This is a genomic window from Nocardiopsis exhalans, from assembly GCF_024134545.1.
In the GTDB taxonomy this organism is placed as follows: domain Bacteria; phylum Actinomycetota; class Actinomycetes; order Streptosporangiales; family Streptosporangiaceae; genus Nocardiopsis; species Nocardiopsis exhalans.
This window is the reverse complement of the sequence record NZ_CP099837.1, coordinates 2,547,161-2,569,755: the sequence shown is the minus strand read 5'-3', so window position 1 is coordinate 2,569,755 and position 22,595 is coordinate 2,547,161. Positions and strand designations below refer to the sequence as shown.

At 71.1% G+C, this 22,595-nt stretch carries 18 protein-coding genes; 5 read left to right on the top strand and 13 right to left on the bottom strand.

Annotated features, from left to right (window positions below):
- Positions 1-93 precede the first annotated feature (93 nt).
- From murD to NE857_RS11480, 4 genes are all read right to left on the bottom strand, one after another.
- The gene (murD, locus tag NE857_RS11495; RefSeq protein ID WP_254420970.1) at positions 94-1,563 is read right to left on the bottom strand and encodes a UDP-N-acetylmuramoyl-L-alanine--D-glutamate ligase; all 1,470 of its coding nucleotides are present in this window, start codon (positions 1,561-1,563) and stop codon (positions 94-96) included.
- Positions 1,564-1,567: 4 nt separating this feature from the next.
- Positions 1,568-2,641 carry a phospho-N-acetylmuramoyl-pentapeptide-transferase gene (mraY, locus tag NE857_RS11490; protein WP_017579782.1) on the bottom strand — a complete coding sequence of 358 codons (1,074 nt, stop codon included), beginning with the start codon at positions 2,639-2,641 and terminating at the stop codon, positions 1,568-1,570.
- The gene (locus NE857_RS11485; RefSeq protein WP_254420969.1) at positions 2,638-4,086 is read right to left on the bottom strand and encodes a UDP-N-acetylmuramoyl-tripeptide--D-alanyl-D-alanine ligase; all 1,449 of its coding nucleotides are present in this window, start codon (positions 4,084-4,086) and stop codon (positions 2,638-2,640) included. The genes mraY and NE857_RS11485 overlap by 4 nt, the downstream gene beginning before the upstream one ends.
- 438 nt (positions 4,087-4,524) lie before the next feature.
- Entirely contained in the window at positions 4,525-6,192 is a 1,668-nt protein-coding gene (locus NE857_RS11480) for a UDP-N-acetylmuramoyl-L-alanyl-D-glutamate--2,6-diaminopimelate ligase (RefSeq protein WP_254420968.1), read from the bottom strand.
- Positions 6,193-6,329: 137 nt separating this feature from the next.
- Here NE857_RS11480 and mmuM point away from each other — a divergent pair, with 137 nt between their 5' ends.
- A complete protein-coding gene (gene mmuM, locus NE857_RS11475; RefSeq protein ID WP_254420967.1) occupies positions 6,330-7,214 on the top strand; it encodes a homocysteine S-methyltransferase in 885 nt (294 codons plus the stop codon).
- A gap of 18 nt (positions 7,215-7,232) precedes the next feature.
- Here mmuM and NE857_RS11470 read toward each other — a convergent pair whose 3' ends face one another.
- From NE857_RS11470 to mraZ, 4 genes are all read right to left on the bottom strand, one after another.
- Positions 7,233-9,221, bottom strand: a complete 1,989-nt coding sequence (locus NE857_RS11470; RefSeq protein ID WP_254420966.1) for a peptidoglycan D,D-transpeptidase FtsI family protein — start codon at positions 9,219-9,221, stop codon at positions 7,233-7,235.
- Complete coding sequence (ftsL, locus tag NE857_RS11465; RefSeq protein ID WP_254420965.1) at positions 9,218-9,715, bottom strand: cell division protein FtsL; 498 nt, start codon at positions 9,713-9,715, stop codon at positions 9,218-9,220. The genes NE857_RS11470 and ftsL overlap by 4 nt, the downstream gene beginning before the upstream one ends.
- 9 nt (positions 9,716-9,724) lie before the next feature.
- Positions 9,725-10,828, bottom strand: a complete 1,104-nt coding sequence (gene rsmH, locus NE857_RS11460; protein WP_254421946.1) for a 16S rRNA (cytosine(1402)-N(4))-methyltransferase RsmH — start codon at positions 10,826-10,828, stop codon at positions 9,725-9,727.
- A 277-nt stretch (positions 10,829-11,105) separates the two neighbouring features.
- Entirely contained in the window at positions 11,106-11,537 is a 432-nt protein-coding gene (gene mraZ / locus NE857_RS11455) for a division/cell wall cluster transcriptional repressor MraZ (RefSeq protein ID WP_254420964.1), read from the bottom strand.
- 485 nt (positions 11,538-12,022) lie between these two features.
- On the opposite strand from mraZ, the gene NE857_RS11450 reads away from it, so the two are divergent.
- The 3 genes from NE857_RS11450 to NE857_RS11440 all read left to right on the top strand — a co-directional run bounded on the left by NE857_RS11450 (position 12,023) and on the right by NE857_RS11440 (position 16,909).
- Positions 12,023-13,015, top strand: coding sequence for an AAA family ATPase (locus NE857_RS11450; protein ID WP_017579774.1), 993 nt, complete (start codon positions 12,023-12,025; stop codon positions 13,013-13,015).
- 235 nt (positions 13,016-13,250) lie between these two features.
- Positions 13,251-14,564 (top strand): DUF58 domain-containing protein, encoded by a 1,314-nt coding sequence (locus tag NE857_RS11445; RefSeq protein ID WP_254420963.1) that lies wholly within the window; start codon positions 13,251-13,253, stop codon positions 14,562-14,564.
- A gap of 17 nt (positions 14,565-14,581) precedes the next feature.
- The gene (locus tag NE857_RS11440; RefSeq protein ID WP_254421945.1) at positions 14,582-16,909 is read left to right on the top strand and encodes a transglutaminase TgpA family protein; all 2,328 of its coding nucleotides are present in this window, start codon (positions 14,582-14,584) and stop codon (positions 16,907-16,909) included.
- A gap of 478 nt (positions 16,910-17,387) precedes the next feature.
- Here NE857_RS11440 and NE857_RS11435 read toward each other — a convergent pair whose 3' ends face one another.
- Entirely contained in the window at positions 17,388-17,807 is a 420-nt protein-coding gene (locus NE857_RS11435; RefSeq protein WP_017579771.1) for an SCO2097 family morphological protein, read from the bottom strand.
- A gap of 244 nt (positions 17,808-18,051) precedes the next feature.
- Positions 18,052-19,338, bottom strand: coding sequence for a DNA polymerase IV (dinB, locus tag NE857_RS11430; RefSeq protein WP_254420962.1), 1,287 nt, complete (start codon positions 19,336-19,338; stop codon positions 18,052-18,054).
- 265 nt (positions 19,339-19,603) lie between these two features.
- Here dinB and NE857_RS11425 point away from each other — a divergent pair, with 265 nt between their 5' ends.
- Complete coding sequence (locus NE857_RS11425) at positions 19,604-20,548, top strand: ribose-phosphate diphosphokinase (protein ID WP_254420961.1); 945 nt, start codon at positions 19,604-19,606, stop codon at positions 20,546-20,548.
- Between the two features lie 42 nt (positions 20,549-20,590).
- On the opposite strand, the gene NE857_RS11420 is transcribed toward NE857_RS11425, so the two are convergent.
- From NE857_RS11420 to efp, 3 genes are all read right to left on the bottom strand, one after another.
- Positions 20,591-21,388 (bottom strand): methyltransferase domain-containing protein, encoded by a 798-nt coding sequence (locus tag NE857_RS11420; protein ID WP_254420960.1) that lies wholly within the window; start codon positions 21,386-21,388, stop codon positions 20,591-20,593.
- A 77-nt stretch (positions 21,389-21,465) separates the two neighbouring features.
- Positions 21,466-21,879 (bottom strand): transcription antitermination factor NusB, encoded by a 414-nt coding sequence (gene nusB / locus NE857_RS11415; protein ID WP_026116386.1) that lies wholly within the window; start codon positions 21,877-21,879, stop codon positions 21,466-21,468.
- A complete protein-coding gene (gene efp, locus NE857_RS11410; RefSeq protein WP_254420959.1) occupies positions 21,879-22,442 on the bottom strand; it encodes an elongation factor P in 564 nt (187 codons plus the stop codon). The genes nusB and efp overlap by 1 nt, the downstream gene beginning before the upstream one ends.
- Positions 22,443-22,595 lie beyond the last annotated feature (153 nt).

Below are 22,595 nucleotides of genomic sequence, written 5' to 3'. Positions count from 1 at the left end.
GGGGGTGCTACACGACACACCGAAGGCCACCCGCGCGCCAGTGGTGACGCAGGGGTGGCCTTCGGTTACCCGCGGCAGTCGGCGGGCCGTCGCCTAACGCAGCCGGTGCACGGCTTCGGCGAAGAAGCGGCCGCGCTCCGGGTAGTTGGTGAACATGTCCATGGAGGCGGCGGCCGGGGCCAGCAGCACGGTGTCGCCCTCCTCGGCCAGGGCGGCGGCCCGGGCGAGGACGGCGTCCATCACCGTGTGCCCGGCCGGGGCGCCGGGCTCGGGGCCCTCCACCTCCACCACCGGGACGTGGGGGGCGTGCTTGGCCAGGGCCTCGCGGATGCGCTCGCGGTCGGCGCCGATCAGCACCGCCGCGCGCAGGCGGCTCGCGGCACCGGAGACCAGGTCGTCGACCTCGGCGCCCTTGAGCAGACCGCCCGCGATCCACACCACGGAGGCGTAGGAGTTCAGGGAGGCCGCGGCGGCGTGCGGGTTCGTGGCCTTGGAGTCGTCCACGTAGTCCACGCCCGCGACCGAGGCCACGTGCGCGATGCGGTGGGGTTCGGGCACGAAGGCGGCCAGACCGGCCTTGATCGAGGCCGGGGCGACCCCCACCGAGCGGGCCAGGGCGGCGGCGGCCAGGGCGTTGGCGACGTTGTGCGGGGCGGCCGGGCGCACGTCGCCCAGGGTCGCCAGTTCCTCGGCGCTGCTGTGCGGTTCGGCAACGAAGGCACGGTCCACCAGTAGGTCCTCGACCACACCGAGCTCACCGGTGCGGGGCGTGTCCAGGCGCAGCCCCACCACGGGGGTGTGCGGGTCGCCGTCCTCCTCGGCCAGGCGGACGGACCAGGCGTCCGCGGTGTTGACCACGCGGATGGTGCCTCGGGCGAACACCCTGCCCTTGGCGCGGGCGTAGGGGTCGAGCCCGCCGTGCCAGTCCAGGTGGTCGGGGGCCACGTTGAGGACGGTGGCGGCGTGCGGGCGCAGGCTGTTGGACCAGTGCAGCTGGAAGCTGGACAGCTCCACGGCGAGGATGTCGTGGACGTGGCCGTCGGAGTCGGGCTGCACGGCGTCCACGACGGGGGTGCCCACGTTGCCGACGGCGAGGGCGTCGCGGCCGTCCGCGCGCAGGATGGACTCCAGCATGCGCACGGTGGTGGTCTTGCCGTTGGTGCCGGTGATGGCGAGCCACACCTGGTCGGCGGGCTTGATCCGCCAGGCCAGCTCCACGTCCCCGATGACCTCGATACCGGCGTCGGCGGCGCGGGCCAGGAGTGGGGAGTCGGGGCGCCAGCCGGGCGAGGTGACCACGAGGTCGCAGTCCTCGGGCAGCGGGGTGTCGCCCAGGACGACCTCGGCTCCGGCCTCGGTCAGGGCGGCGGCCACCGGGCGGGTGGTGTCGTCGTCACGGCCGTCGACGACGACCACCCGGGCTCCCCGGGCCAGGAGTGCCCTGGCGACGGGGGGCCCGGAGACACCCAGACCGGCGACGCAGACCCGCGCGCCCGCGAAGGGGTTGTCTTTCCCCGCGGGCGCGGGGGTCTGGGAGGTGTCGGAAGGATGGTGGTGCGGCATGCCTCTAGCTTGGCATCCATTCCAGGTAGAAGAGTCCGATGGCGATCGCCATGAACAGACCCTGGATGATCCAGAACCGGATGACGATGGTGGTCTCGGCCCAGCCCTTGAGCTCGAAGTGGTGCTGGAGCGGCGCCATACGGAACACCCGTTTGCCGGTGAGGCGGAACGAGGTGATCTGGATCATCACGGACATCGTGATGATGACGAACAGACCGCCGATGAGCAGCAGCAGGAGTTGGGTGCGGGTGGTGATGGCCAGACCCACGATGAGGCCGCCCAGGGCCAGCGAGCCGGTGTCGCCCATGAAGATCTTGGCGGGCGGGGCGTTGAACCACAGGAAGCCGATGCACGAGCCGAGCACCGCTGAGGCCACCACGGCCAGGTCCAGGGGGTCGCGGACCGTGTAGCAGCTGGAGGTGAGGGCCTCCACGCAGGACTGGCGCAGCTGCCAGTTGCCGATGATGACGTAGGCCGCCAGCGACAGGATGACCGCGCCGGTGGCCAGGCCGTCCAGACCGTCGGTGAGGTTCACCGCGTTGGAGAAGCCGACGATGAGGAACAGCGCCCAGATGATGAACACGCCGAGCATCAGCGGGGGGCCGAAGTCGCGGAGGAAGGACAGCTGGGGGGCGGCCGGAGTGTAGCCGTACCCGTTGGGGAACTGGGTGACGCCGTAGGCGAAGCCGACACCGACGATGGCCTGGCCGATCATCTTCGCGCCACTGCGCAGACCCAGGCTGCGGCGCTTGTAGATCTTGATGAAGTCGTCCAGGAAGCCGACACAGCCCATGCCGACGAACAGGAACATCACCAGCAGACCGGAGGCCGTGGGCCCGGAGGCGGTCGGCTGGATCAGCCACAGCACCAGGTGGGAGCCGAAGTAGCCCACCACCGCGCCGAGGATGATGACGATACCGCCCATGGTGGGCGTGCCCTGCTTGGTCTTGTGGCCCTCGGGGCCGTCGTCGCGGACCTCCTGGCCGAACTTGAACCGGTACAGGAGCTTGATGAGCGGCGGCATCAGCACCATGGAGATGATCAGCGAGAACGCCGCCGCTATGGTGATGCCGATCACTGGACATCACCCTTGGTGATGAGGTCGATGACCCTTTCGAGCGCAGCCACGCGCGATCCCTTCACAATGACAACGTCTCCTGTACGCATCCGGTCGCGCACCGCGTCGGCTGCCGCCTCCGCGTCGGGAACCCGGATGGTCTCACCGTCCCACCACCCCTGCCGTGCGGCGCGTTCGGCGCCGACGGCGATCCCTTCGGCCGCCGTGCCGACCACGACCAGGTGGGCCACGCCCGTCCGGGCGGCCAGCTCACCCACGCTCTCGTGTTCGGCGTGGCCGTCATCGCCGAGCTCCGCCATGTGGGCGAGCACCGCGATGGACCGGCGGTCCCGGGCGAGCGCGCCCAGGGTGGTCAGCGCCGCCCGCATCGATTCGGGGTTGGCGTTGTAGGCGTCGTTGACGAGGGTGGCACCGCGGTGTTCGGTGACCTCCATCCGCCAACGGCTGACCGGGGTCGCCGCGCCGAGGGCGGTGGCGATGTCTTGGATGTCCATGCCGAGGTCGTCGGCGACGGCCGCGGCGGCCAGCGCGTTGCTGACCTGGTGGGCGCCGACCAGTCCCAGCTCGACCCGGGCCGTGCGGCCGCGCAGGTTGAGCGTGAAGGACGGGGCGCCGTTGTCTCCGATGACGACGTCGGTGGCGCGCACCTGGGCGTCCTCGGCGGTGCCGTAGAACACCACGCGGGCGTCGGTGCGCGTGTGCATGGCGCGCACCAGCGGGTCGTCGGCGTTGAGGACGGCCACGCCGCCCTCGCCGCGCCGGTCGCTGCCGGGCGGCAGGCACTCCACCAGCTCGCCCTTGGCCTTGGCGATGGCCTCACGGCCGCCGAACTCGCCCATGTGGGCGCTGCCGACGTTGAGGACCACGCCGATCCGGGGCGGGGCCACGCGGCACAGGTACGCGATGTGCCCGATGCCGCGGGCGGCGACCTCCAGGACCAGGTTCTTGGTGCCGGTGTCGGCGCGGAGCACTGTGAGCGGATGGCCGATCTCGTTGTTGAACGAGCCGGCGGGCGCCACGGTGGGTCCGGTGCCGCTGACGACCTGGGCGATGAGGTCCTTGGTGGTGGTCTTGCCGGAGGAGCCGGTGACCCCCACGACCTCGGCCGCGGCTGTCCCTCGCGCGGGGTCGCTGAGTTCGACGGCCACGTGCCGGGCCAGACGGGCCAGGGCCGCTAGGACCTCGTCGTCACCGCCGTCCACCAGCAGGTGGGGGGCGTCGACCGGGCGCGAGGCCAGGACCGCGACCGCTCCGGCCGCCGCGGCGGACTCGGCGAAGTCGTGTCCGTCGACCCGTTCACCGCTCAGGGCGACGAAGAGCGCTCCGGGCGCCACCTGTCGTGAATCGATGACGACGGGGCCGTCGACGACGGCGTCGGGGCGCGCTGATCCGCCGATGGCGGTTTGGGTGATCTCAGCGATCCGATCGAGCGTGAGCGCGATCAAATCCACTCCTCATGTCAGGCCCGGCCCACGGCGCCCCAGGGGCATTGGCCACCCGGCCTCGGGTTCGGGTCAGGGGATGGCACCGCGGATACCGTGCGCGCGGTGCCGCGCCGGGCTTCACCACGATGACCGGCCGGTGCCGGGTCGTGGGCGCGACCGTGGGCGGCACGTGTCGGGCTGCGATTGCCGGACCTACCTTAGAACATGTTGGGGCGTCTGGGGTCCCAGCGGGGCCCTGTGCAGAGCAATATGCTCCACTTCGTGATCGACGGCGGGTCCGGTAGCGGCGATCCGTACACGTCGGTGGTGTGCACACCACCGGGACGCGGCCTGGGGCCGCGTCCCGGAAAGCGGACGGCACCGCGTGCGGCGCGTCTTACGGTGTGTTGTTGGATCAACCGAGGTCAGACCCGGGTTCAGCCTTCAGCCGGCCAAGGCTCAGCCTTCGTCGGGTGCCCGGTGGACGTCCTGGAGGGCGTTGCCCAGCCGTGCGCTGGCGCGGGCGCGCAGGGCGTCCTCGATGGCCGTCCGCAGCACTTCGCGGTCGTCGAAGGGCAGGACCTCGCCCTTGACGTACTGGCCGGTCTCGTGGCCCTTGCCCGCGACCACGACCACGTCGCCGGGGCCGGTGCGGTGCACGCCCAGACCGATGGCCTCGGCGCGGTCGAACTCCACCGTGACGCGCGCCCGCTGGTCCTCAGGGACCTTGGACACACCCTCCAGCATCGCGGTGGCGATGGCGACGGGGTCCTCGGTGCGCGGGTTGTCGTTGGTGATGATCAGCTGGTCGGCCAGGCGCGCGGCGGCCTCACCCATCAGCGGGCGCTTGGCGCGGTCGCGATCGCCGCCGCAGCCGACCACCATGGTGACCTGGCCGTCGGTGGTCTCGCGCAGGGCGCTGAGCACGGCCTCGATGGCGCCGGGCTTGTGCGAGTAGTCCACCAGGGCGGCGAAGTCCTGGAAGCCCGAGGAGGTCCCGCGGACCTCGACCGACTCCATGCGGCCGGGCACGCCCGGGGCCGCGGCCACACCGGCGATGGCGGTCTCCAGCGGGATCCCGGCCTCGACCAGGCCGACGACGGCGGCCATGGCGTTGGAGACGTTGAACGGCCCGGGCAGGCCCACGGAGGCGCGGGCCTCCATACCGCCGGGGCCGACGATGCGGAAGGTGCTCCCGGTGGCGCCCAGTTCGACGTCCACGGCCTTCCAGTCGGCGTCCATGCCGTTGTCGGGCCCGGCGTCGGAACCGCCCTCCACGGCGAAGGTGGTCACCGGGACCGCCCCGCGCCCCTGGACCATGTCCACGAGGGCACGACCGAAGCGGTCGTCGGTGTTGACCACCGCGATGTCGCAGTACTCGGGGGTGAACAGGAGCGCCTTGGTGTCGAAGTAGTCGCGCAGGTCCGAGTGGAAGTCCAGGTGGTCCTGGGACAGGTTGGTGAAGATCGCCACGTCGTAGCGGGTACCGCCGACACGGCCCAGGGCCAGGGCGTGGCTGGAGACCTCCATGGCCGCGGCGGTGGTGCCGCGTTCGCGCATGACCGCGAAGAGCCCGTGCAGGTCGGTGGCCTCGGGCGTGGTCAGGGAGGAGGCGACGCGCTCGTCGCCCACCCGCATCTCCACGGTGCCGACCAGACCGGTGCTCATCCCGGCCTGGCGCAGCCCGGACTCGATCAGGTAGCTGATCGTGGTCTTGCCGCTGGTGCCGGTGGTACCGACCAGGAGCAGGTCCTTGGCCGGGTCGTCGTAGACCCAGGCGGCGGCGGTGCCCAGGGCGGCGCGCGCGTCGGGCACGACGATCACGGGCAGGCCGGTCTCGGCGGCGCGGTCGGCGCCCGCGGCATCGGTGAGGATCGCCGCGGCCTCGGCGTCGGCTACCTGTTGTGAGAAGTCCGCGCCGTGGGCGCGGGTCCCGGGCAGGGCCGCGTACAGGTCGCCCTGCTGCACCTTGCGCGAGTCATGGGTGATACCGCGGACATAGATCTCCCGGTCGGGGAGGTCCGCTGGACGGTCCGCGCTCAGGTCGGGGCGCAGAAGAGTGGTGTCCGGCCCGAGCAGCGCTGCGAGGGCGGACAGTGGACGGAGTTTGGTGTGTTCAGGTCGCATTACCGGTGGCACGTGTGGAGGTTAACGGCTGTGGAGGACCTCTCGGTAATTTCCACGCTGCGTTGTCGGTTATTGCCCCGGATGGGGGTTGCGCCCAGGTTACGCGCGATACTTCGAGGAGAGGGGGTGGCACGGATATGGATCTGACTGGGCCGCTGGTGCTGGATGGCGGGTTGGCCACGCGGTTGGAGGCCTACGGCTGTGAACTGGGCGGCGGCCTGTGGTCGGCCCGATTGCTGGCCGAGGAGCCCGAACTGGTCGCGCGTGTGCACCGGGACTACTTCGAGGCGGGCGCGGACGTGGCCATCACGGCCAGCTACCAGGCGAGTGTGGCGGCCTTCACCGAGCGGGGGTACTCGCGGTCGGAGGCGCTGGGGTTCATCGGGCGTTCGGTGGAGCTGGCGCTGGCCGAGCGCGACGCCTTCGGTTCGGGGTTGGTGGCCGCCGGTGTGGGGCCCTACGGGGCGGCGCTGGCGGACGGTTCGGAGTACACCGGCGCCTACGACCTGGATGAGGACGGCCTGTACGCCTGGCACCGGGAGCGCTGGCGGGTCCTGACCGGCGCCGGGGCGGACCTGGTGGCCTGCGAGACCTTGCCGTCACTGGCGGAGGCCCGGGCGCTGGCGCGGCTGCTGGAGGAGACCCCGGATGTTCGCGCGTGGTTCAGTTTCTCGTGTGCGGACGGCGAGCGGATCAGCGACGGAACCCCGTTGAGGGAGGTGGCCGCCGAACTCGCCCCGCTGTACGGGCGCGGGTTGGTGGCGGCGGTGGGGGTGAACTGCGTCCCGCCCCGGAACGTACCGTCCCTGCTGGGCGAGGTGGCGGCGGTGGGCCTGCCCTCGGTGGCCTACCCGAATTCGGGCGAGGTGTGGGACGCCGCCGGTCAGCGGTGGACCGGCAGCTCCGAAGCGGAGGGCTTCGGCGAGGCCGCCGTCGGATGGTGCGCGGACGGCGCGGTGTTCGTGGGCGGCTGCTGCCGCACCGGCCCCGAACACATCCGCGCCGTCCGCACCCGGGTCTGACTCCGGGCCTCTCCAGCCCTACGAGTCGTCTTCCTCCTCGAAGAGGCGGATGGCTGGCGGCTCGGTGCCCGTCGGAGGAACCTTCATGGTCTTGAGGGCGAAGGACATGATGTCGTTGAACACCGGCCCCGCGGCCTCACCGCCGTAGATGGTCCCCCTCGGGCTGTGCAGGACCACCTGGACGATCAGCTCCGGGTCGTCCGCCGGGGCGAAGCCCGCGAAGGTCGCGGTGTAGTCGTTCTCGTTGTAGGCGCCGGTCTCGGGGTCGAGGCGGTTGGCGGTACCGGTTTTGCCCGCCACCCGGTAACCGTCGATCCGGGCCTGCGGTGCGGTGCCCCCGTCGCCGGTGACGGCCTCCAGCATCAGGGCGAGCTGTTCGGCGGTCTCCTCGCTGACCACCCGGGTCTTCTCCGGTTCCCCGGCCGGGGTGAACTCACCCTCCGGGTCGACCGTGCCCGCGACCAGCCGGGGTTCCACTTGGACTCCGCCGTTGGCCACGGTGGCGTAGACCAGCGCCATCTGGGTGGCGTTCACCGAAAGACCGTGCCCGATGGACACCGACGGCAGCTGGGTACCCCACCAGTCGTCGGGGTCGGTGAGGATGCCCGCCTCCTCGCCCGGCAGCGCCAGGCCGGTCGGCTGGCCGAGCCCGAAGTCCTTCATGAAGTCGTACAGCGTCCCGCGGCCGACCTCGTCTGCGATCTTGATCGTGCCGACGTTGCTGGACTGGGCCATGATCCCGTTGACCGTGAGCCGTTGGGTGCCGTTGTTGGTGGAGTTGCGGAAGGTCCGGTCGTAGTACTGGAGGGAGTAGGGCACGGTGTACACCGTCTCCGGTGTGGTGAGCCCCTCCTCCAGCGCCGCGGCCAGGGTGATCACCTTGTTGGTGCTGCCCGGTTCGAAGGTCTCGGCCACCGCGCCGTTGGACCACTCCTCGGGTCCGGTGGCGGAGATGTCGTTCTGTGAGTAGGACGGGTAGTCCGCCATCGCGAGGATCTCGTGGTCGGTGTTGGTGACGATGACGCTGCCGCCTTCGGCGTCCAGCTCCTCCACCCGTTCGGCCAGCGCCCGCTGGGCGAACCACTGGAGGTCGCGGTCCAGGGTCAGCCGCACGTCCTGGCCGGGTTCGGGTTCGCGCACCAGACCGCCGGCCATGGGGATCTGGGTGCCGTCGCTGCCCACCTCCACCTGGCGCTTGCCCGCCTCACCGGAGAGCGTCTCGTCCAGGTAGCCCTCCAGCCCCTCCAGGCCGTGTCCTTCGGAACCCACGAAACCGACCAGGTCGGCGGCGCCGGTCTCCTCGGGGTAGACGCGCTCGTAGTCGACCTCGGCGCCGACCCCGGACAGGCCGAGATCGCGCATCTCCTGCCAGTCGCCGGGCGAGATCCGGTGGGCCACCACCTGGTAGCGGCTGGGCGTGGCGTCGACCTTGGCAGCCACCTCGTCCTCGTCCAGGTCGAAGCGGGTGACCAGTTCGTCCACGAGCTGGTCGCGCTCCTCCTCCTTGACCTCCTCGGGGTCGACGAAGACGGTGCGCACCTCCACCGACAGCGCGAACGGGTTGCCGTTGACGTCGGTGATCTGCCCGCGCAGGGTCGGGATGTCGATGGTCTGCAGGCGCAGGTTGGCGGCGGCCTCGGCGTAGGTGTCGGCGTCGATGCCCTGGATCTGGGTGAGCCGCCCGGCGAACAGCATCATGATGACGACGATGATGACCCCACCGATCTTGATGCGCTTGGCCGGGTCGCCCGCCCGGAAGGTGCGGCGCAGCAGCGGGGGTGGCGGGGGCGGCGGCGCCGGGGGCCTGCGGCGGGGCCGCTCACTCGCTCGGCGCGCCGGACGCGCGGTACTCCCCCGGCCCGCCCCCGCCGCGCCCGGGCGGACGCGGGAACCGTCGGCCGGGCGTCGTGGTTCGCGCTGGGGGCGCTTGCTGGGCCGGGACCCGGAGCGTCCTGTCGCTCCGGGTCTGCGGGGGTCACGGGGGTTTCGGTCCCGGGGGTTGCTCACTCACCGCTCCCAGCGTTTCCGGCGCCGACGCCGTTCTCCTGCGCGTCCGCGCCGCCGCCACCAGTGATCTCACCGCTGTCCAGATCCAGGAAGAGCGTGGCCTCGCCCTGTTCCATGCCCATCTCCTCGGCCTCCCCGGAGATGCGCTCGGAGGTCTCCAGGTGGGCGACGGACTTCTCCTTTTGCTGTTCCACGTAGGAGAGCTCGCGGTTCTCCGCCTGCAGTCTGGTGATGGTGTAGGCCTCCTGGGCGACGACGCTGCGCAGCACCAGCAGGGCCACCAGCGCGCCGCCGAGCAGGCACAGGATCAGCAGCACGAACGGGATCTTCGGCGCCGGGGCGCCCCCGCCGGAGCGGGTGGTGCGCGTGGTGCGGGTACTCGCCGCGGGGCGCGCGGTGCGTTGGGGCGTGGCGGGACGCTTGGTGGTCCTGCTCCCCCTGGTGGTCGTGCTCCGCTCCTTGGTGGTGCGGCGGGTGTCCGTCTTCGTGCCCATCTGCTCTCCCTACTGCCGCGACGGCCGGCGCACGCGTTCGGCCGCGCGCAGGCGGGCCGACTGCGCGCGCGGGTTGCGCTCGTTCTCTTCGTCCGTGGGGAGTTCCGAGCCCCTGGTGAGGAGCCGGAGTTCCGGTTGGCGGTCCGGGAGGGGGACCGGAAGGTCGGCGGGCGTGGTGTCGGTGGCCAGGGCCGCGAGGGCCTTCTTGGTCATCCGGTCCTCCAGCGAGTGGTAGGACAGCACCGCGATGCGGCCGCCGAGCCCCAGACGGGAGATGGCGGCGGGGAGGGTCTCCTTGAGGATGGAGAGTTCGGCGTTGACCTCGATACGCAGCCCCTGGAAGGTGCGCTTGGCTGGGTGGCCGCCGGTGCGGCGGGTGGCCGCGGGGATGGCCTCGCGGACCAGTTCGGCCAGCTCGCGGGTGGAGTCGATGCGGCCCTGGGCGCGGCGGCGCTCGATCGCCCTGGCCACACGGGAGGCGAAGCGTTCCTCGCCGTAGGTGCGCAGCACCCGGGTGAGCTCGGCGACGGGGTAGTCGTTGACGATCTCGGCCGCGGTGAGCGCCTGGGTGCGGTCCATGCGCATGTCCAGGGGGGCGTCGTGGGCGTAGGCGAAACCGCGGTCGGTCTCGTCCAGCTGCGGCGAGGACACGCCGAGGTCGAGCAGGACGGCGTCGGCTTCCTGAACCCCGGCCTCGTCGAGGGCGCTCGGGATGTCGGAGTAGACGGCGTGCACGAAGTGGGTGCGGTCGGCGTAGGGCGCCAGGCGCTTGGCGCTGCGCTCCAGGGCGGTGGTGTCCCGGTCCACGCCGACCAGTCGCATGCTGGGGCAGGCCTTGAGCAGGGCCTCGGAGTGCCCGCCGAGCCCGAGGGTGCCGTCGACGAGGACCGCCCCGGGACGGCTGAGCGCCGGGGCGAGCAGTTCCACGATCCGGTCGAGCATCACCGGCACGTGTAGAGGATCAATTCCTTCACGTGCGGCACGGATGCGCGCCTCGATGTCGTCCTGCGCGACCTGGTGCCGCGTGTCCCCGTGCTCTGTGTCCCCGTGCTCTGCGGTCTCGTTCGAAGAGCTGTCCCCGTCGGGTCGCTCGTGCTGCCGGTTGTCCCCCATGCGCTGCTGTTCCTCCACGCTCTCGCGGTCTCCCCCTGAAGTCCGTGCAGCGCACTGGGCGCGCTCCACGGTGTCCTTCGCGTGGCCCCTCCGAAGTACCGGAGGGCCTCCGGACACGGCCGCTATTGTCCACCTTTCGGCGGACGCGCGCTCACGACCTGGCACCGGGGAAGTCGCGCCAGCTCGTGTGACCGTCTCCGGAGACCGCTGCCGGTCCCGGCATTGCATGGACTCTGTGCTGCTGGTGGATCGAGGCGGCGAGATGTCCGCCCCGCCGTCACAGCACCCCGGGCAGCACCTCCTCTGAGAGTTGCGAGAACGCCTGCTCCTGCTCGGCCTCGTACTCCGACCACGCGGTGACGTCCCAGATCTCCAGGCGCGTGTTGGCGCCGATCACGACGCAATCGCGGTCCAAGCCCGCGTAGGCGCGCAGTTTCGGCGGGATCGTGACCCTGCCCTGCTTGTCACAGGACTCGTCCGACGCGCTGGCGAAGAGGACGCGGCTGTAGTCGCGAACCGCCTTGGCGGTGACCGGGGCGGAGCGCAGGGCGTCGGTGATGCGGCTGAACTCGGCCGTCGGAAAGACGTAGAGACAGTGCTCCTGGCCTTTCGTGATCACCAAACCCCCCGACAGTTCGTCGCGGTACTTCGCGGGAAGGAACAGCCGTCCCTTCTGGTCGAGGCGAGGTGTGTGGGTGCCGAGGAACACACACTCACCCCCTCGCCCCTAAGTGGAGAATTCACCCTCATCTCCACGGTGCCCCACCTTACTCCACTCTTCCCCACCGTCAACAGCTTCAACCCGGCTTCATCGGCCTTGGAATCGCCAAAAGCGCAGGTCAGAAAGGTGGCTCGGCAGTGGGGGGCGAGCGCCGCCGCGCAGCGCCCGCGTGCGTCGCACCCTGACGGAGGGGAATCCGGACAGGAGCCAGGGAGAGCACCGAGGCGGGAGCGGGTCGACGGCACATGGTGACAACCACCACCCGGCGCGACTTCGGGCGTGTTTTCCACGTCCGACCCGTTGTCGGGGAGCACGCTCCCACCAATGATCAGTGGACCGATTCGAGCGCTTTCACCACTTTGGCCTCCAGAGGAATCATTCGGCGGCCGATTCCGGCACTTTGGTTTGCAATCGGTCTGATTGGCCCTAGCCTCGGATCGATACACCGAGACATACCGAGCGAGAGGGGTCTCGTGTCACTCGGCACACAGCACGACGGTCACGGGGGCGACGTCCGAGGGGACGTCAATGCCGTTGTCGCCGTCGCCGACCGCGTCCGCGGCGCGATCGAGACGGTCATCGAGGGCAAACCCGAGGTGCTGCGCATCGCGCTCACCGTCATGCTCGCCGAGGGCCACCTTCTCGTCGAAGACGTCCCCGGCGTCGGCAAGACCATGATGGCCAAGGCCCTGGGCCGGGCCGTGGACTGCTCCGTACAGCGCGTGCAGTTCACCCCGGACCTGCTGCCCAGCGACATCACCGGGGTCAGCGTCTACCACCAGGACCGCAACGAGTTCGAGTTCAACCCGGGCCCCGTGTTCGCCAACATCGTGCTCGGCGACGAGATCAACCGGGCCTCGCCCAAGACGCAGTCAGCCCTCCTGGAATGCATGGAGGAACGACAGGTCAGCGTCGACGGGCAGACCCGGGCCCTGGAGCGGCCGTTCATGGTCGTGGCGACCCAGAACCCGGCCGACATGGAGGGCACCTACGCCCTGCCCGAGGCGCAGCGGGACCGGTTCATGGCCCGCGTCTCCGTCGGTTACCCCTCGCCCCAGGCCGAGCTGGACATGATCGACAGCCACAGCTCCCGTTCCCCGCTGGAGCAGCTGGCCCCGGTCACCAACGCGGCCGAGATCCGCTCCCTGGTGGACCGCGTCCACAACGTGCACATGGCGCCGGGGATGCGCCGCTACGTCGTGGACCTGGTCAACTCCACCCGGACCGCACCCGAACTCAAGCTGGGCGCCTCGCCCCGCGCCACCCTGCACCTGGTGCGCGCGGCCCGGGCCCACGCGGCTCTGGAGGGGCGCCACTACGTCGTCCCCGACGACGTGCAGGCCCTGGCCGTCCCGGTCCTGGCCCACCGGCTGCTGCCCGGACCCGAAGCACAGATGGAACGGCTCAGTGCCGAGCAGATCGTGGCCAAGCTGGTCGCCCGCCTGCCGGTCCCCGGGCCTCGCTGACACTGATCTCCCCAGGCCGGTCCCGGCCCCGGTCGCACAGACCCGACCGGGTCGGGCAACGGCGACCGGGGTCATGAAACCGACCGGGCGGACACCCCGTCACCACGGGTACGGAACCGGTCCGGGGAAGCGAGCCCGGCCCGGGGCCCGTCACCGTTCCCCGCGGAACCCCGCTGAGCAGGCCGTCCGACCCGAACCCGGCAGAACCGAGCCCCTCGAACCCGAGAGACGCACCATGCGCCCGCACCGAACCCTCACCGCCCGCGGTGGACTGATGCTGTTCTTCGGCGTGGTCGCGCTCGTGTGCGGTTTCGTCATCGGCCAGCGAGAGCTGGTGGGAGTGGGCCTCTTCTTGCTCCTGGTGCCGCCGATCTCCGCGCTGACCATCCTCGGGGCGACCAACCGGGTGGTGCACAGCCGGGCGCTGAACCCGCCGCGCGTCCCGGCCGGGACGGACACCCGGATCCTGATCCGGGTCGGCAACTCCTCCCTCACCTGGCCGGTGAGCTGGGTACGGATCGAGGACACCCTGCCGGTGCGTCTGGGTTACGAACCCCGGTACACAGTGGGCCACCTGGCCCCGCGCGCGGTCCGCGACGTCACCTACCTGGTCCGCCCGGCGGTCCGCGGCCGCTACCCCGTCGGTCCGCTCCGGGTGAGCGTGGTGGACCCGCTGGGCTGTGTCCGGGTGACCCGTGAGGTCGGCGCGCCCACGCCCCTGCTCGTGACCCCGGCCGTGGTCCCGCTCGCCGTCCTCGGCGCCTCCGACGGCTCCCAGGGTGAGAACTCGCCGCGCCGTTCGGTGAACGGCGCCGGTGAGCAGGACCCCATTCCGCGCGAGTACCGCTACGGCGACGAGATGCGCCGGGTGCACTGGCGCTCCACCGCCAAGCACGGCGAGCTCATGGTGCGCCGGGACGAACAGCACTGGCGGGAGCACAGCACCCTGCTCCTGGACACCCGGGACGCGGCCCACACCGGAGAGGGCCCCTGGAGCTCCCTGGAGACCGCGGTGAGCGTGGCCGCCTCCGTCGCGGTGAACCTCCTGGACAGCGGGCACGAACTGCGCCTGCACACCGAGCGGGGCCAGCTGTTCACCGAGCACGCGTCCGGCGTCCTGGACGGGCTCGCCACCGTGGAGGCCTCCGAGGCGGGCAGTCTCCACGGCGGGATCAGCACCCTGGAAGGGGCCCGCGGATCCTCGGCCAGCCTGGTGGTGGCGGTCCTGGGCGCACTCTCCCCGGAGGACGCCTCTGCGCTCTCCCGGGTGCGCGGCTCCGGACCGCACGTGGCGGTGCTGTGTGTGCGGGCCGCCTGGGACACCTCCGAAAACACCCGGCGCATCGCTGAACTACTCTCCGCCAACGGCTGGCGAGTACTCCCCGTCGCCGACCCGACCGAACTGCCCGCTCTGTGGCAGCAGGCGATCTCCCCCGGCTCCTCCGGGTTTCCCGGCCGCTCCGGTTTCCCGCCCTCTGCCAGCACCCGCACCGGGGAGGTCCCCCTGACCCCGGCGGGCCCCCACATCCCCTGGGAGGGGTCCCGTTGAGAGTGACCAGAGCACTGATGCCGCTGGCCGCCATGGTCTCGATGCTGGCGGCGCTGCCGCTCCTGGGCGGGCTGATCCGCGGCGACTGGTGGGGCCCGGCCGCGGTCCTCATCGTCGCGGTGGCCGTGGTCTCCGCGCTGTACCGCCTGACCGACCGCAACGCGTTCCCGGTGCCCTTCCTCCAGCTGATCGTCGCGGCGCTGCTGTTCACGCCGATCCTCGCCCCGGGCACCGGTTTCCTCGGCATCGTTCCGACCGCGGCCACCTTCGAGCAGACCTGGACGCTGTTCGAGCAGGGCGTGCACAGCATCAACACCAGCGCTCCCCCGGTGGCCGCCACCAACGGGCTGAGGATGATCATCGCGCTGACCTTCGTGGTGTTCGCGATCACCGCGGACTTCCTGGCGGTGACCGCCCGCTGCCCGGGGATGGTCGGCGGCCTGCTGCTGGCGCTGATGCTGGTACCGCTGGCCGTGGACGGCGGCGGTCTGACCTGGGGCCAGGCCGCTGTCTGCGCCGCGGGCTTCCTCGCCCTGCTCGCCACGGACATGTGGGTTCGGGGACGTGAGTGGGGGGTCCGGGTCCCGAGCGGGCACGACCCTGCCGGCCGCTTCAGCGCGGGCGCCGTCCAGCTGGGCACCGTGGTCGCCGCCGCGGCCACCGCGATCCTGCTGGCCCTGTCGCTGCCCCTGATGATGCCCTCCCTGCGCACCGACGCCTTCTACACGATGGCCGACGGCAACCAGTTCGCCTCGAACAACAGCGTGACCACCACACACCCGCTGGTCTCGCTCCGCCGCGACCTGGCCTCCTCCTCCGACCGCACGGTGCTGACCTACCGCACCGACGCCGAGGACCCCGAGTACCTGCGCACCTTCGTCCTGGACGAGTTCGACGGCGAGAACTGGACGATGTCCCCGGTGCACACCGACCGCGACGCCAGGGTCGGCGGCGACCTGCCGCTGCCCCCGGGGTGGTCGGAGGAGTCCGACACCTCGGTCACCACCCGGGTGTCCCTGGACTCCGACGCCCCCCGGATGGAGTTCCTGCCGCTGCCCTACCCGGCGCGCACGGTGGAGGTGTCCGGCGACTGGTACGTGGACCCCGACACCCTGATGGTGTTCACCACGGACACCCCGCCGACCGGCTTCAACTTCGTGGTGGAGTCCGCCGAGAACCAGCCCGACGCCCAGGACCTGGCCAACGCCGGAGCGCCGCGCTCACTGCCCAACGACTACCTCAGGCTGCCCAACGGCATCGACGACCGCGTGCAGGAGCTCACCGACTCCCTGACCGCGAACGCCGACTCCGCCTATGCGCGTGCCACCGCCCTTCAGGACTTCTTCACCGGCGGCGCCTTCACGTACGACCTGAGCCCGCCCGCCACACCCAGTGACGCCGACCCGCTGTCGCACTTCCTCCTGGACGACCGGATCGGCTACTGCGAGCAGTTCGCCGGGGCGATGGCGATCATGGCCCGCCAGGCCGACATCCCGGCCCGGGTCGCGGTGGGCTACACCGCGGGTCAGCAGGTGGGCGAAGGCCGCTGGTCGGTGGCGGTGAGCGACGCGCACGCCTGGCCGGAACTGTACTTCGAGGGTTCGGGCTGGGTGCGCTTCGAGCCCACCCCGGCCTCCTCGCAGGGCCAGGGCTCGGCCACGGTCCCCGACTACACCTCCGGGGCCGACGTCGAACCCGAGCCCGTCCCCGAGCCGGAGCCCACGGACCCCAGCGGCCCCGAGCCGAGCGAGTCCCCGACCGAGGAGTCCAGCGCCTCCCCCGAGGCCAGCGATTCCCCCGAGGACGAGCCCACCGAGGAGGCCGGCGGCACCGCGGGCGGAAGCACCAGCTCGAACGCGATGCCCTGGTGGCCCGCGTTGGTCGGCGTGATCGCCGCCCTGCTGCTGTTGGCCGCCCCGGCCCTGACCCGGGCCCTGATCCGCGGCTCCCGCCGGGCCGCCCTGGCCTCGGGCGGGGTCGCCGGAGCCCACACCGCCTGGCGGGAACTGCGCGACACCTGCCTGGACCTGGGCCTGGACTGGGTGCTCACCGAGAGCCCCCGGGCGACCGCCGCCCGCCTGGGCTCCTTCCGCGAGGACGGAAGCGTCCTGCCCGGCGAGGCCCACGCCGCCATCTGGCGTCTGGCCCGAGCCGAGGAGGCCGCCCGCTACGCCCCGGACCCGGAGACCGGCACCCAGATGGCCGCCGACCTGGCCACGGCCACGGCGGGCCTGTCCGCCAACGCCTCTGGCAGCGACCGCTGGCGCGCCCTCCTGCTCCCGCGCTCCCTGGCCCCCTGGCAGCGCCCCAGAACCGCTGCGGAAGCCGTCCCCGCCACTTCCTGAGGGCCGATGGTGCCCCTGGGCCCTACGAGGTTCCAGGGGCGCCTGGGCCGTCTGTGGCCCCAGGGACGTCTGAGTCCCCTGGGAGGGACCGGGCCGCCCCAGGGCAGGGGCACGGCCAGGAAGTGACCCGTGGGCCCCGGAGACCTTCGAGGACCGCGTCAGTGGGCTGCGTCCGGTGGAGGCGTGCCCCCCGAGAGGCAGGTGGGAGTGCCTCCAGGAGGCACGGGCACTGGAGGCGGGCGTGACACACACGGACCCAACCGTGCCCCGGGTGGGTGCTCGGGTGTGGGCGTTCTGTGTCCGAAACCCCGATCGGGGTCGTTCCGGTCGGGGCGGGACGGGGCCGACTCAGGGGTCAGGCATGAAAAACGGTGGGACCCGCACACGATGATCGTGCTCGGGCCCCACCGTCATGGAACACGCAGGCGCTCAGGGCATCCGTCGCGAGGGCGAACCGGTGTCCGCCACGGGTGAGTTACTACTCCTCACCCTGCTGGCGGCGACGCCACCGCTCCTCGAAGCGGTTCATCATTCCCGGACGCTTGTCGCCCTTGCGCTTCTTGGGCTCGTTCTCGGCCTCCGCGAGCATCGCCTCCGCGCCGCCGGCGGCCTTACGCCAGGCGTTCGCCCCCATGAGGAAGGAGGCCAGCATGAAGATGAAGCCGAGGACGCTGATGGTGACCGGAAGTGCCAGCGACGCGTCCGGGCCTCCCAACAGCAGCCCCAGGAGCAGCAACCCCATGCCGAGCACGAAGCCGATGACGGCCTTGATGATCCAGCGCTTGTAATGGACTCCGGGGTTCGTCTGCCGAACAGTGTTCGCGAACTTCGGGTCCTCGGCATACAGCGCCCGCTCGATCTGGTCGAGCATGCGCTGCTCGTGTTCAGAGAGCGGCACGGCGCCTCCCTACGGCAGTCCCCGGTTGGGGTGACGGGTACTGAAAAACAGTCTCTTGGTCAGTGGTATGCCCAGAATACGGTGCACTAGCGCCTAGTGGAAAGAAAAGCTGCGTGTGTACCTGACCCACTACGGCCACGATACCCTCGCCCTGTATCGGAAACACCGGCTTCCATGCCTCTCTTCTTACCCTTACTCCGGTTCTACCCATGAGAACGCTCAGAGGTCCCCGGAAGTTGCCGCATCATACGTCGTTTTCGTCACTCTTGGCCAATACGGCCGACTGTATCGCGCCCGGACCGAAACGGGCCTTCACCCGGTCCATAACCCGTTCAACGTCCCGCCAACCCGTGTCCTCCTCCCCCAACGCCAACTGGCGGTGTGAAAGTTCCACCGGGGCGACACCTTCCACACGAACCCCCACCAGCCGCAGCGGAGTACCCCTCAGCCCCGACGCCGCGTAGAGCGCACGCGCCACAGCGCTGATCTCCCTCCCCACGTCCGTGGTCTCGGAGAGGGTCTTCGCCCTGGTGATCGTGGAGAAGTCGGCCCTGCGCAGTTTCACGCTCACCGTGCGCCCCACCTGCCCCGAGGCGCGCAGCCGGTGCGCGACCTTCTCGGACAGGCGCAGCAGCTCGCGGTCGACCAAGCCCGGGTCATGCACGTCCACGGAGAAGGTCTCCTCCGCGCCCACGCTCTTGTCCGGGGTCTCGGCGACGACCGGGCTGGGGTCCTCGCCCCGGGCCAGCGCGGCCAGGCGGGTACCGGCCTTCTCGCCCAGTTCCATGCGCAGGAGTTCGGGGTCGGTCCGGGCCAGGGCGCCGACGGTGCGCAGGCCCAGCCGGACGAGTGTGCGTTCGGTCTTGTCCCCGACCCCGGGCAGCGCCCCGATGGGCAGGGGGTCCAGAAAGCCGTGCACGGTGGTGGTGGGGACCAGCAGCAGCCCGTCGGGCTTGCAGTGGGTGGAGCCGAGCTTGGCCACGAAACGGGTGGCGGCTACCCCGACGGAGCAGGTGAGCCGCTGCTCCCGGCGGACGCGTTCGCGGATCATCGCGGCGATGCGCACAGGGCCGCCCAGACGCCGGCGGGCGCCGGAGACGTCCAGGAAAGCCTCGTCCAGGGACAACGGCTGCACGAGGGGCGTGACCGAGCGCAGGATGTCCATGACGGCTTCGGAGGCCTGCCGGTAGGCGGCTCCGTCCGGCGGGTAGACCAGGGCGTCCGGGCACAGCCGCACCGCCTGGGCCATGGGCATCGCCGAGTGCACGCCGTGGCGGCGGGCGATGTAGTCAGCGGAGGAGACCACACTGCGCGGACCGGTACCGCCCACGATCACGGGGCGGCCGCGCGCCTCGGGGTGGCGCAGCTGCTCCACGCTCGCGAAGAACGCGTCCATGTCCAGGTGCAGGATGTGGCAGCCCTCGTCCGGACCGGAGCCGTCCGGAGGGAAGTCGGCGTCCAGCGGAGCGATGCCGTCGGGGGTGACCACACCCCGCAGAGCGGCACCGCGTTCCAGTTGACGTCGGCTCATAGGCCCAGGTTATGCCCTGACCGGAGCCGCCCCGCCCCGGGGCACCGTCCGGTACCGGCCACCCCGACGCCCTCCGAAAGCAGGGCTGGTCCGGGGCGTACCAGGCGCACGGGCCCCAGGTAGGCACGGTGCGCGGGGCGCACGGGACATGCTGAGCACACGGGGTGCCTCCCGCCTTAGCTGGGACGGGAGGCACCCGGGCGCACGAGGTCCGCACCAGTAGTCTGCTCTCGGCCGCACCGCCCGCTCCTATCCCAGGGATCCCATGCGAGACATCGTCATCTTCTCCGGCAGCGCACACACCGAAATCGCGGAGGAGATCTGCGCGGACCTCGGCAAGCCGCTCTCCCCCACCCGGGTCTCCCGGTTCGCCAACGACTGCCTGGAAGTACAGCTCCAGGCCAACTGCCGCGAACGCGACGTCTTCATCATCCAGCCGCTGGTCCCCCCGGTGCAGGAGAACCTCGTCGAGCTGCTCCTGATGCTGGACGCGGCCCGGGGCGCCTCCGCCGCACGGACCACGGTGGTCATGCCGCACTTCGCCTACGCACGCTCGGACAAGAAGGACGCGCCACGCATCTCCATCGGAGGGCGGCTGGTAGCCGATCTGCTCGCCACCGCGGGCGCCAGCAGGGTCCTGGCCATGACCCTGCACTCGCCCCAGGTCCACGGGTTCTTCAGCGTCCCGGTGGACCACCTGCACGCGCTCGGTGAGCTCGCCGACCACTTCCGGGGCGGGGATCTGTCCAACACGGTGGTGGTCTCCCCCGACTTCGGCAACGTCAAGGAGGCTTCGGCGTTCGCCCGCAGGCTGGGCACCCCGGTGGCGTCCGGGGCCAAGCAGCGGTTCAGTGACGACCGGGTGAGCGTCACGTCGGTGATCGGTGACGTCGCCGACCGGGACATCATCATCCTGGACGACGAGATCGCCAGGGGGAGCACCGTCGTGGGGCTGATCGAGCGGCTGCGCGAACAGAAGGTGCGTTCCATCCGCGTCGCCTGCACGCACGGGCTGTTCAGTGACGGGGCGCTGGACCGGCTCACCGCGATGGACGACGTGGCCGAGATCGTGTGCACGAACACGGTGCCCCTGGCCCCGGAGCAGACCTCACCGAAACTGCGGGTGCTGTCGATCGCGCCCGCGTTGGCCGAGGCGATCCGGCGCATCCACGACGGGGAGTCCGTCAGCACGCTCTTCGACATCCACTAGAGCGACGGGAGCACCGGGAACAGAGAGCCCCGGGAAACCCCGTCAGTGCTTGAGCGCGATGGCGTGCAGCTGGGTGGCGATGCCGATCAGCTCGGGGTGGTCGGCGGCGGCCCGCTCCAGGTCCACCAGGTGCTGCCCGGCCTGGGCGTCGCCCTCCCAGGCGTGCCCGGGCAGGACGTCGGCGAACACGCGCACCCCGCGCACGCTCTCCCCGGTCAGGCCGGAGTGCCCGATGAGTTCGAGGAGCTGCTGGCGGGTGAACCGGCGGGGCATGGGGTCGGCCTCGCCCCAGCGGCCGTCCGCGTCCGAGAGCAGGTGCTGGGCGTCGGTGATGTGCCCGGCCAGGGCGCGGTGCAGGGCACCGGCGACGGCGTTGGTCACCAGCAGGCTGACCGCGCCGCCGGGCCGGGTGATACCGGCGACGTCGGCCAGCGCCACGGCGGGTTCGTCGACGTACTCGAGCACGTTGTGCACCAGCACGAGGTCGGCGCTGTCGGCCGGGAAGAGCGAGGCCAGGTCCTGGGTCTCCCCCTGGACGCCGCGCACCGTGACACCGCTCTCCGCGGCGCGGCGCTCCAGGGCGGCCAGGGAGTCCGGGCTGGGCTCGACGACGGTCACACGGTGACCGAGCTCGGCGAGCGGGACGGCGGCGCCACCGGTGCCGCCGCCCGCGTCGACGATTTCCAGGGGCTCACCGTCGGAGAGGCGGGACAACAGCTGTGAGAGCGCGTCCCAGACCACGGCGGTCCGGGCGGTGTTGGCCGCCCGCGCGGGACCGGTCGCACCGCTCGTACCGAAGCCGCTCGCGGTGGTCGCGGACGTGCCGCTCCTGTCAGTCAACTGCGTTCCCTCAATCAGCTAGTGCCCGCGCCCCGCCACGGGGCACGGTCCGCCCGGCCCGGCCTCGGCTCGAGGTCTCAGAGCGAGAGCGTCGACTTGTTCTCCATCAGCCTAGACAGAAGTCCGCTGATGAAGTTGGGCGACTCGTCGGTGGAAAGCTCCTTGGCCACACCGACGGCCTCGGCGATCGCCACGCCGTCGGGGATGTCCTCGGCCCACAGCAGCTCGTAGGCGCCCATCCGGAGGATGTTGCGGTCCACGACCGGCATGCGCTCCAGGGTCCACCCGATGGCGTACTCGTCGAGGAGTTCGTCGATGCGTGCGCGCCGCTCATCGACGGAGCGGGCCAACAGCTCGGTGAACTCGTTGATCGGCGGTTCGGGCTGGGCCCGGCGACGCTTGATGACGTCCTCCACCGAGGTGGAACGCACCTCGGATTCGTAGAGGACCTCCACCGCGCGCCGACGGGCCTTACGCCGTGCACCACTCATCAGTTGACACGACCGAGGTAGTCACCGGTGCGGGTGTCGACCTTGACGCGCTCGCCCTGGGTGACGAACAGCGGCACCTGGATGGTCGCGCCGGTCTGGACGGTGGCGGGCTTGGTGCCGCCGGTGGAGCGGTCGCCCTGGACGCCCGGGTCGGTCTGGGTGATCTCCAGCTCGACCGCGGCGGGCATCTCGATGTAGAGCGGGTTGCCCTCGTTGGTGGCCACCGTGACCTTGGTGTTCTCCAGGAGGAAGCCCTTGGCTTCGCCGACCACGGCGTCCGGCACCGGGATCTGGTCGTAGGTCTGGGTGTCCATGAAGATGAAGGAGTCACCGTCGTGGTACAGGTACTCCATGTCCCGGCGGTCGACGCTGGCGAACTCGACCTTGGAACCGGCGTTGAAGGTCTTGTCGACGATCTTGCCCGTGAGGACGTTCTTCAGCTTGGTGCGGACGAACGCGCCGCCCTTGCCCGGCTTGACGTGCTGGAACTCCAGGACGTTCCAGAGAACGCCTCCGTCGAGCTTCAGGGTCGTGCCGTTCTTGATGTCGTTCGTCGTGGCCACTTCGGTCGTCTCTCCAAGGGGTGTGACACGTCGGAGACCGGACTCGCTGGTCCGGTCGGTGGTCAGTGGGGCGAGGCGTGGCTCCCGGGGCCGCCGGTGGGTGTGTCCGCGGTTGGGTGTTTCCACCGCCAGACGGGTGCGTCCACTACTAGC

Bases quoted from the DNA above. Each gene is read 5' to 3' on its own strand.
- murD (WP_254420970.1), bottom strand. From the start codon at position 1,563: ATGCCGCACCACCATCCTTCCGACACCTCCCAGACCCCCGCGCCCGCG.
- NE857_RS11480 (WP_254420968.1), bottom strand. From the start codon at position 6,192: ATGCGACCTGAACACACCAAACTCCGTCCACTGTCCGCCCTCGCAGCG.
- mmuM (WP_254420967.1), top strand. From the start codon at position 6,330: ATGGATCTGACTGGGCCGCTGGTGCTGGATGGCGGGTTGGCCACGCGG.
- ftsL (WP_254420965.1), bottom strand. From the start codon at position 9,715: ATGGGCACGAAGACGGACACCCGCCGCACCACCAAGGAGCGGAGCACG.
- rsmH (WP_254421946.1), bottom strand. From the start codon at position 10,828: ATGGGGGACAACCGGCAGCACGAGCGACCCGACGGGGACAGCTCTTCG.
- NE857_RS11445 (WP_254420963.1), top strand. From the start codon at position 13,251: ATGCGCCCGCACCGAACCCTCACCGCCCGCGGTGGACTGATGCTGTTC.
- NE857_RS11440 (WP_254421945.1), top strand. From the start codon at position 14,582: ATGCCGCTGGCCGCCATGGTCTCGATGCTGGCGGCGCTGCCGCTCCTG.
- dinB (WP_254420962.1), bottom strand. From the start codon at position 19,338: ATGAGCCGACGTCAACTGGAACGCGGTGCCGCTCTGCGGGGTGTGGTC.
- NE857_RS11425 (WP_254420961.1), top strand. From the start codon at position 19,604: ATGCGAGACATCGTCATCTTCTCCGGCAGCGCACACACCGAAATCGCG.
- nusB (WP_026116386.1), bottom strand. From the start codon at position 21,879: ATGAGTGGTGCACGGCGTAAGGCCCGTCGGCGCGCGGTGGAGGTCCTC.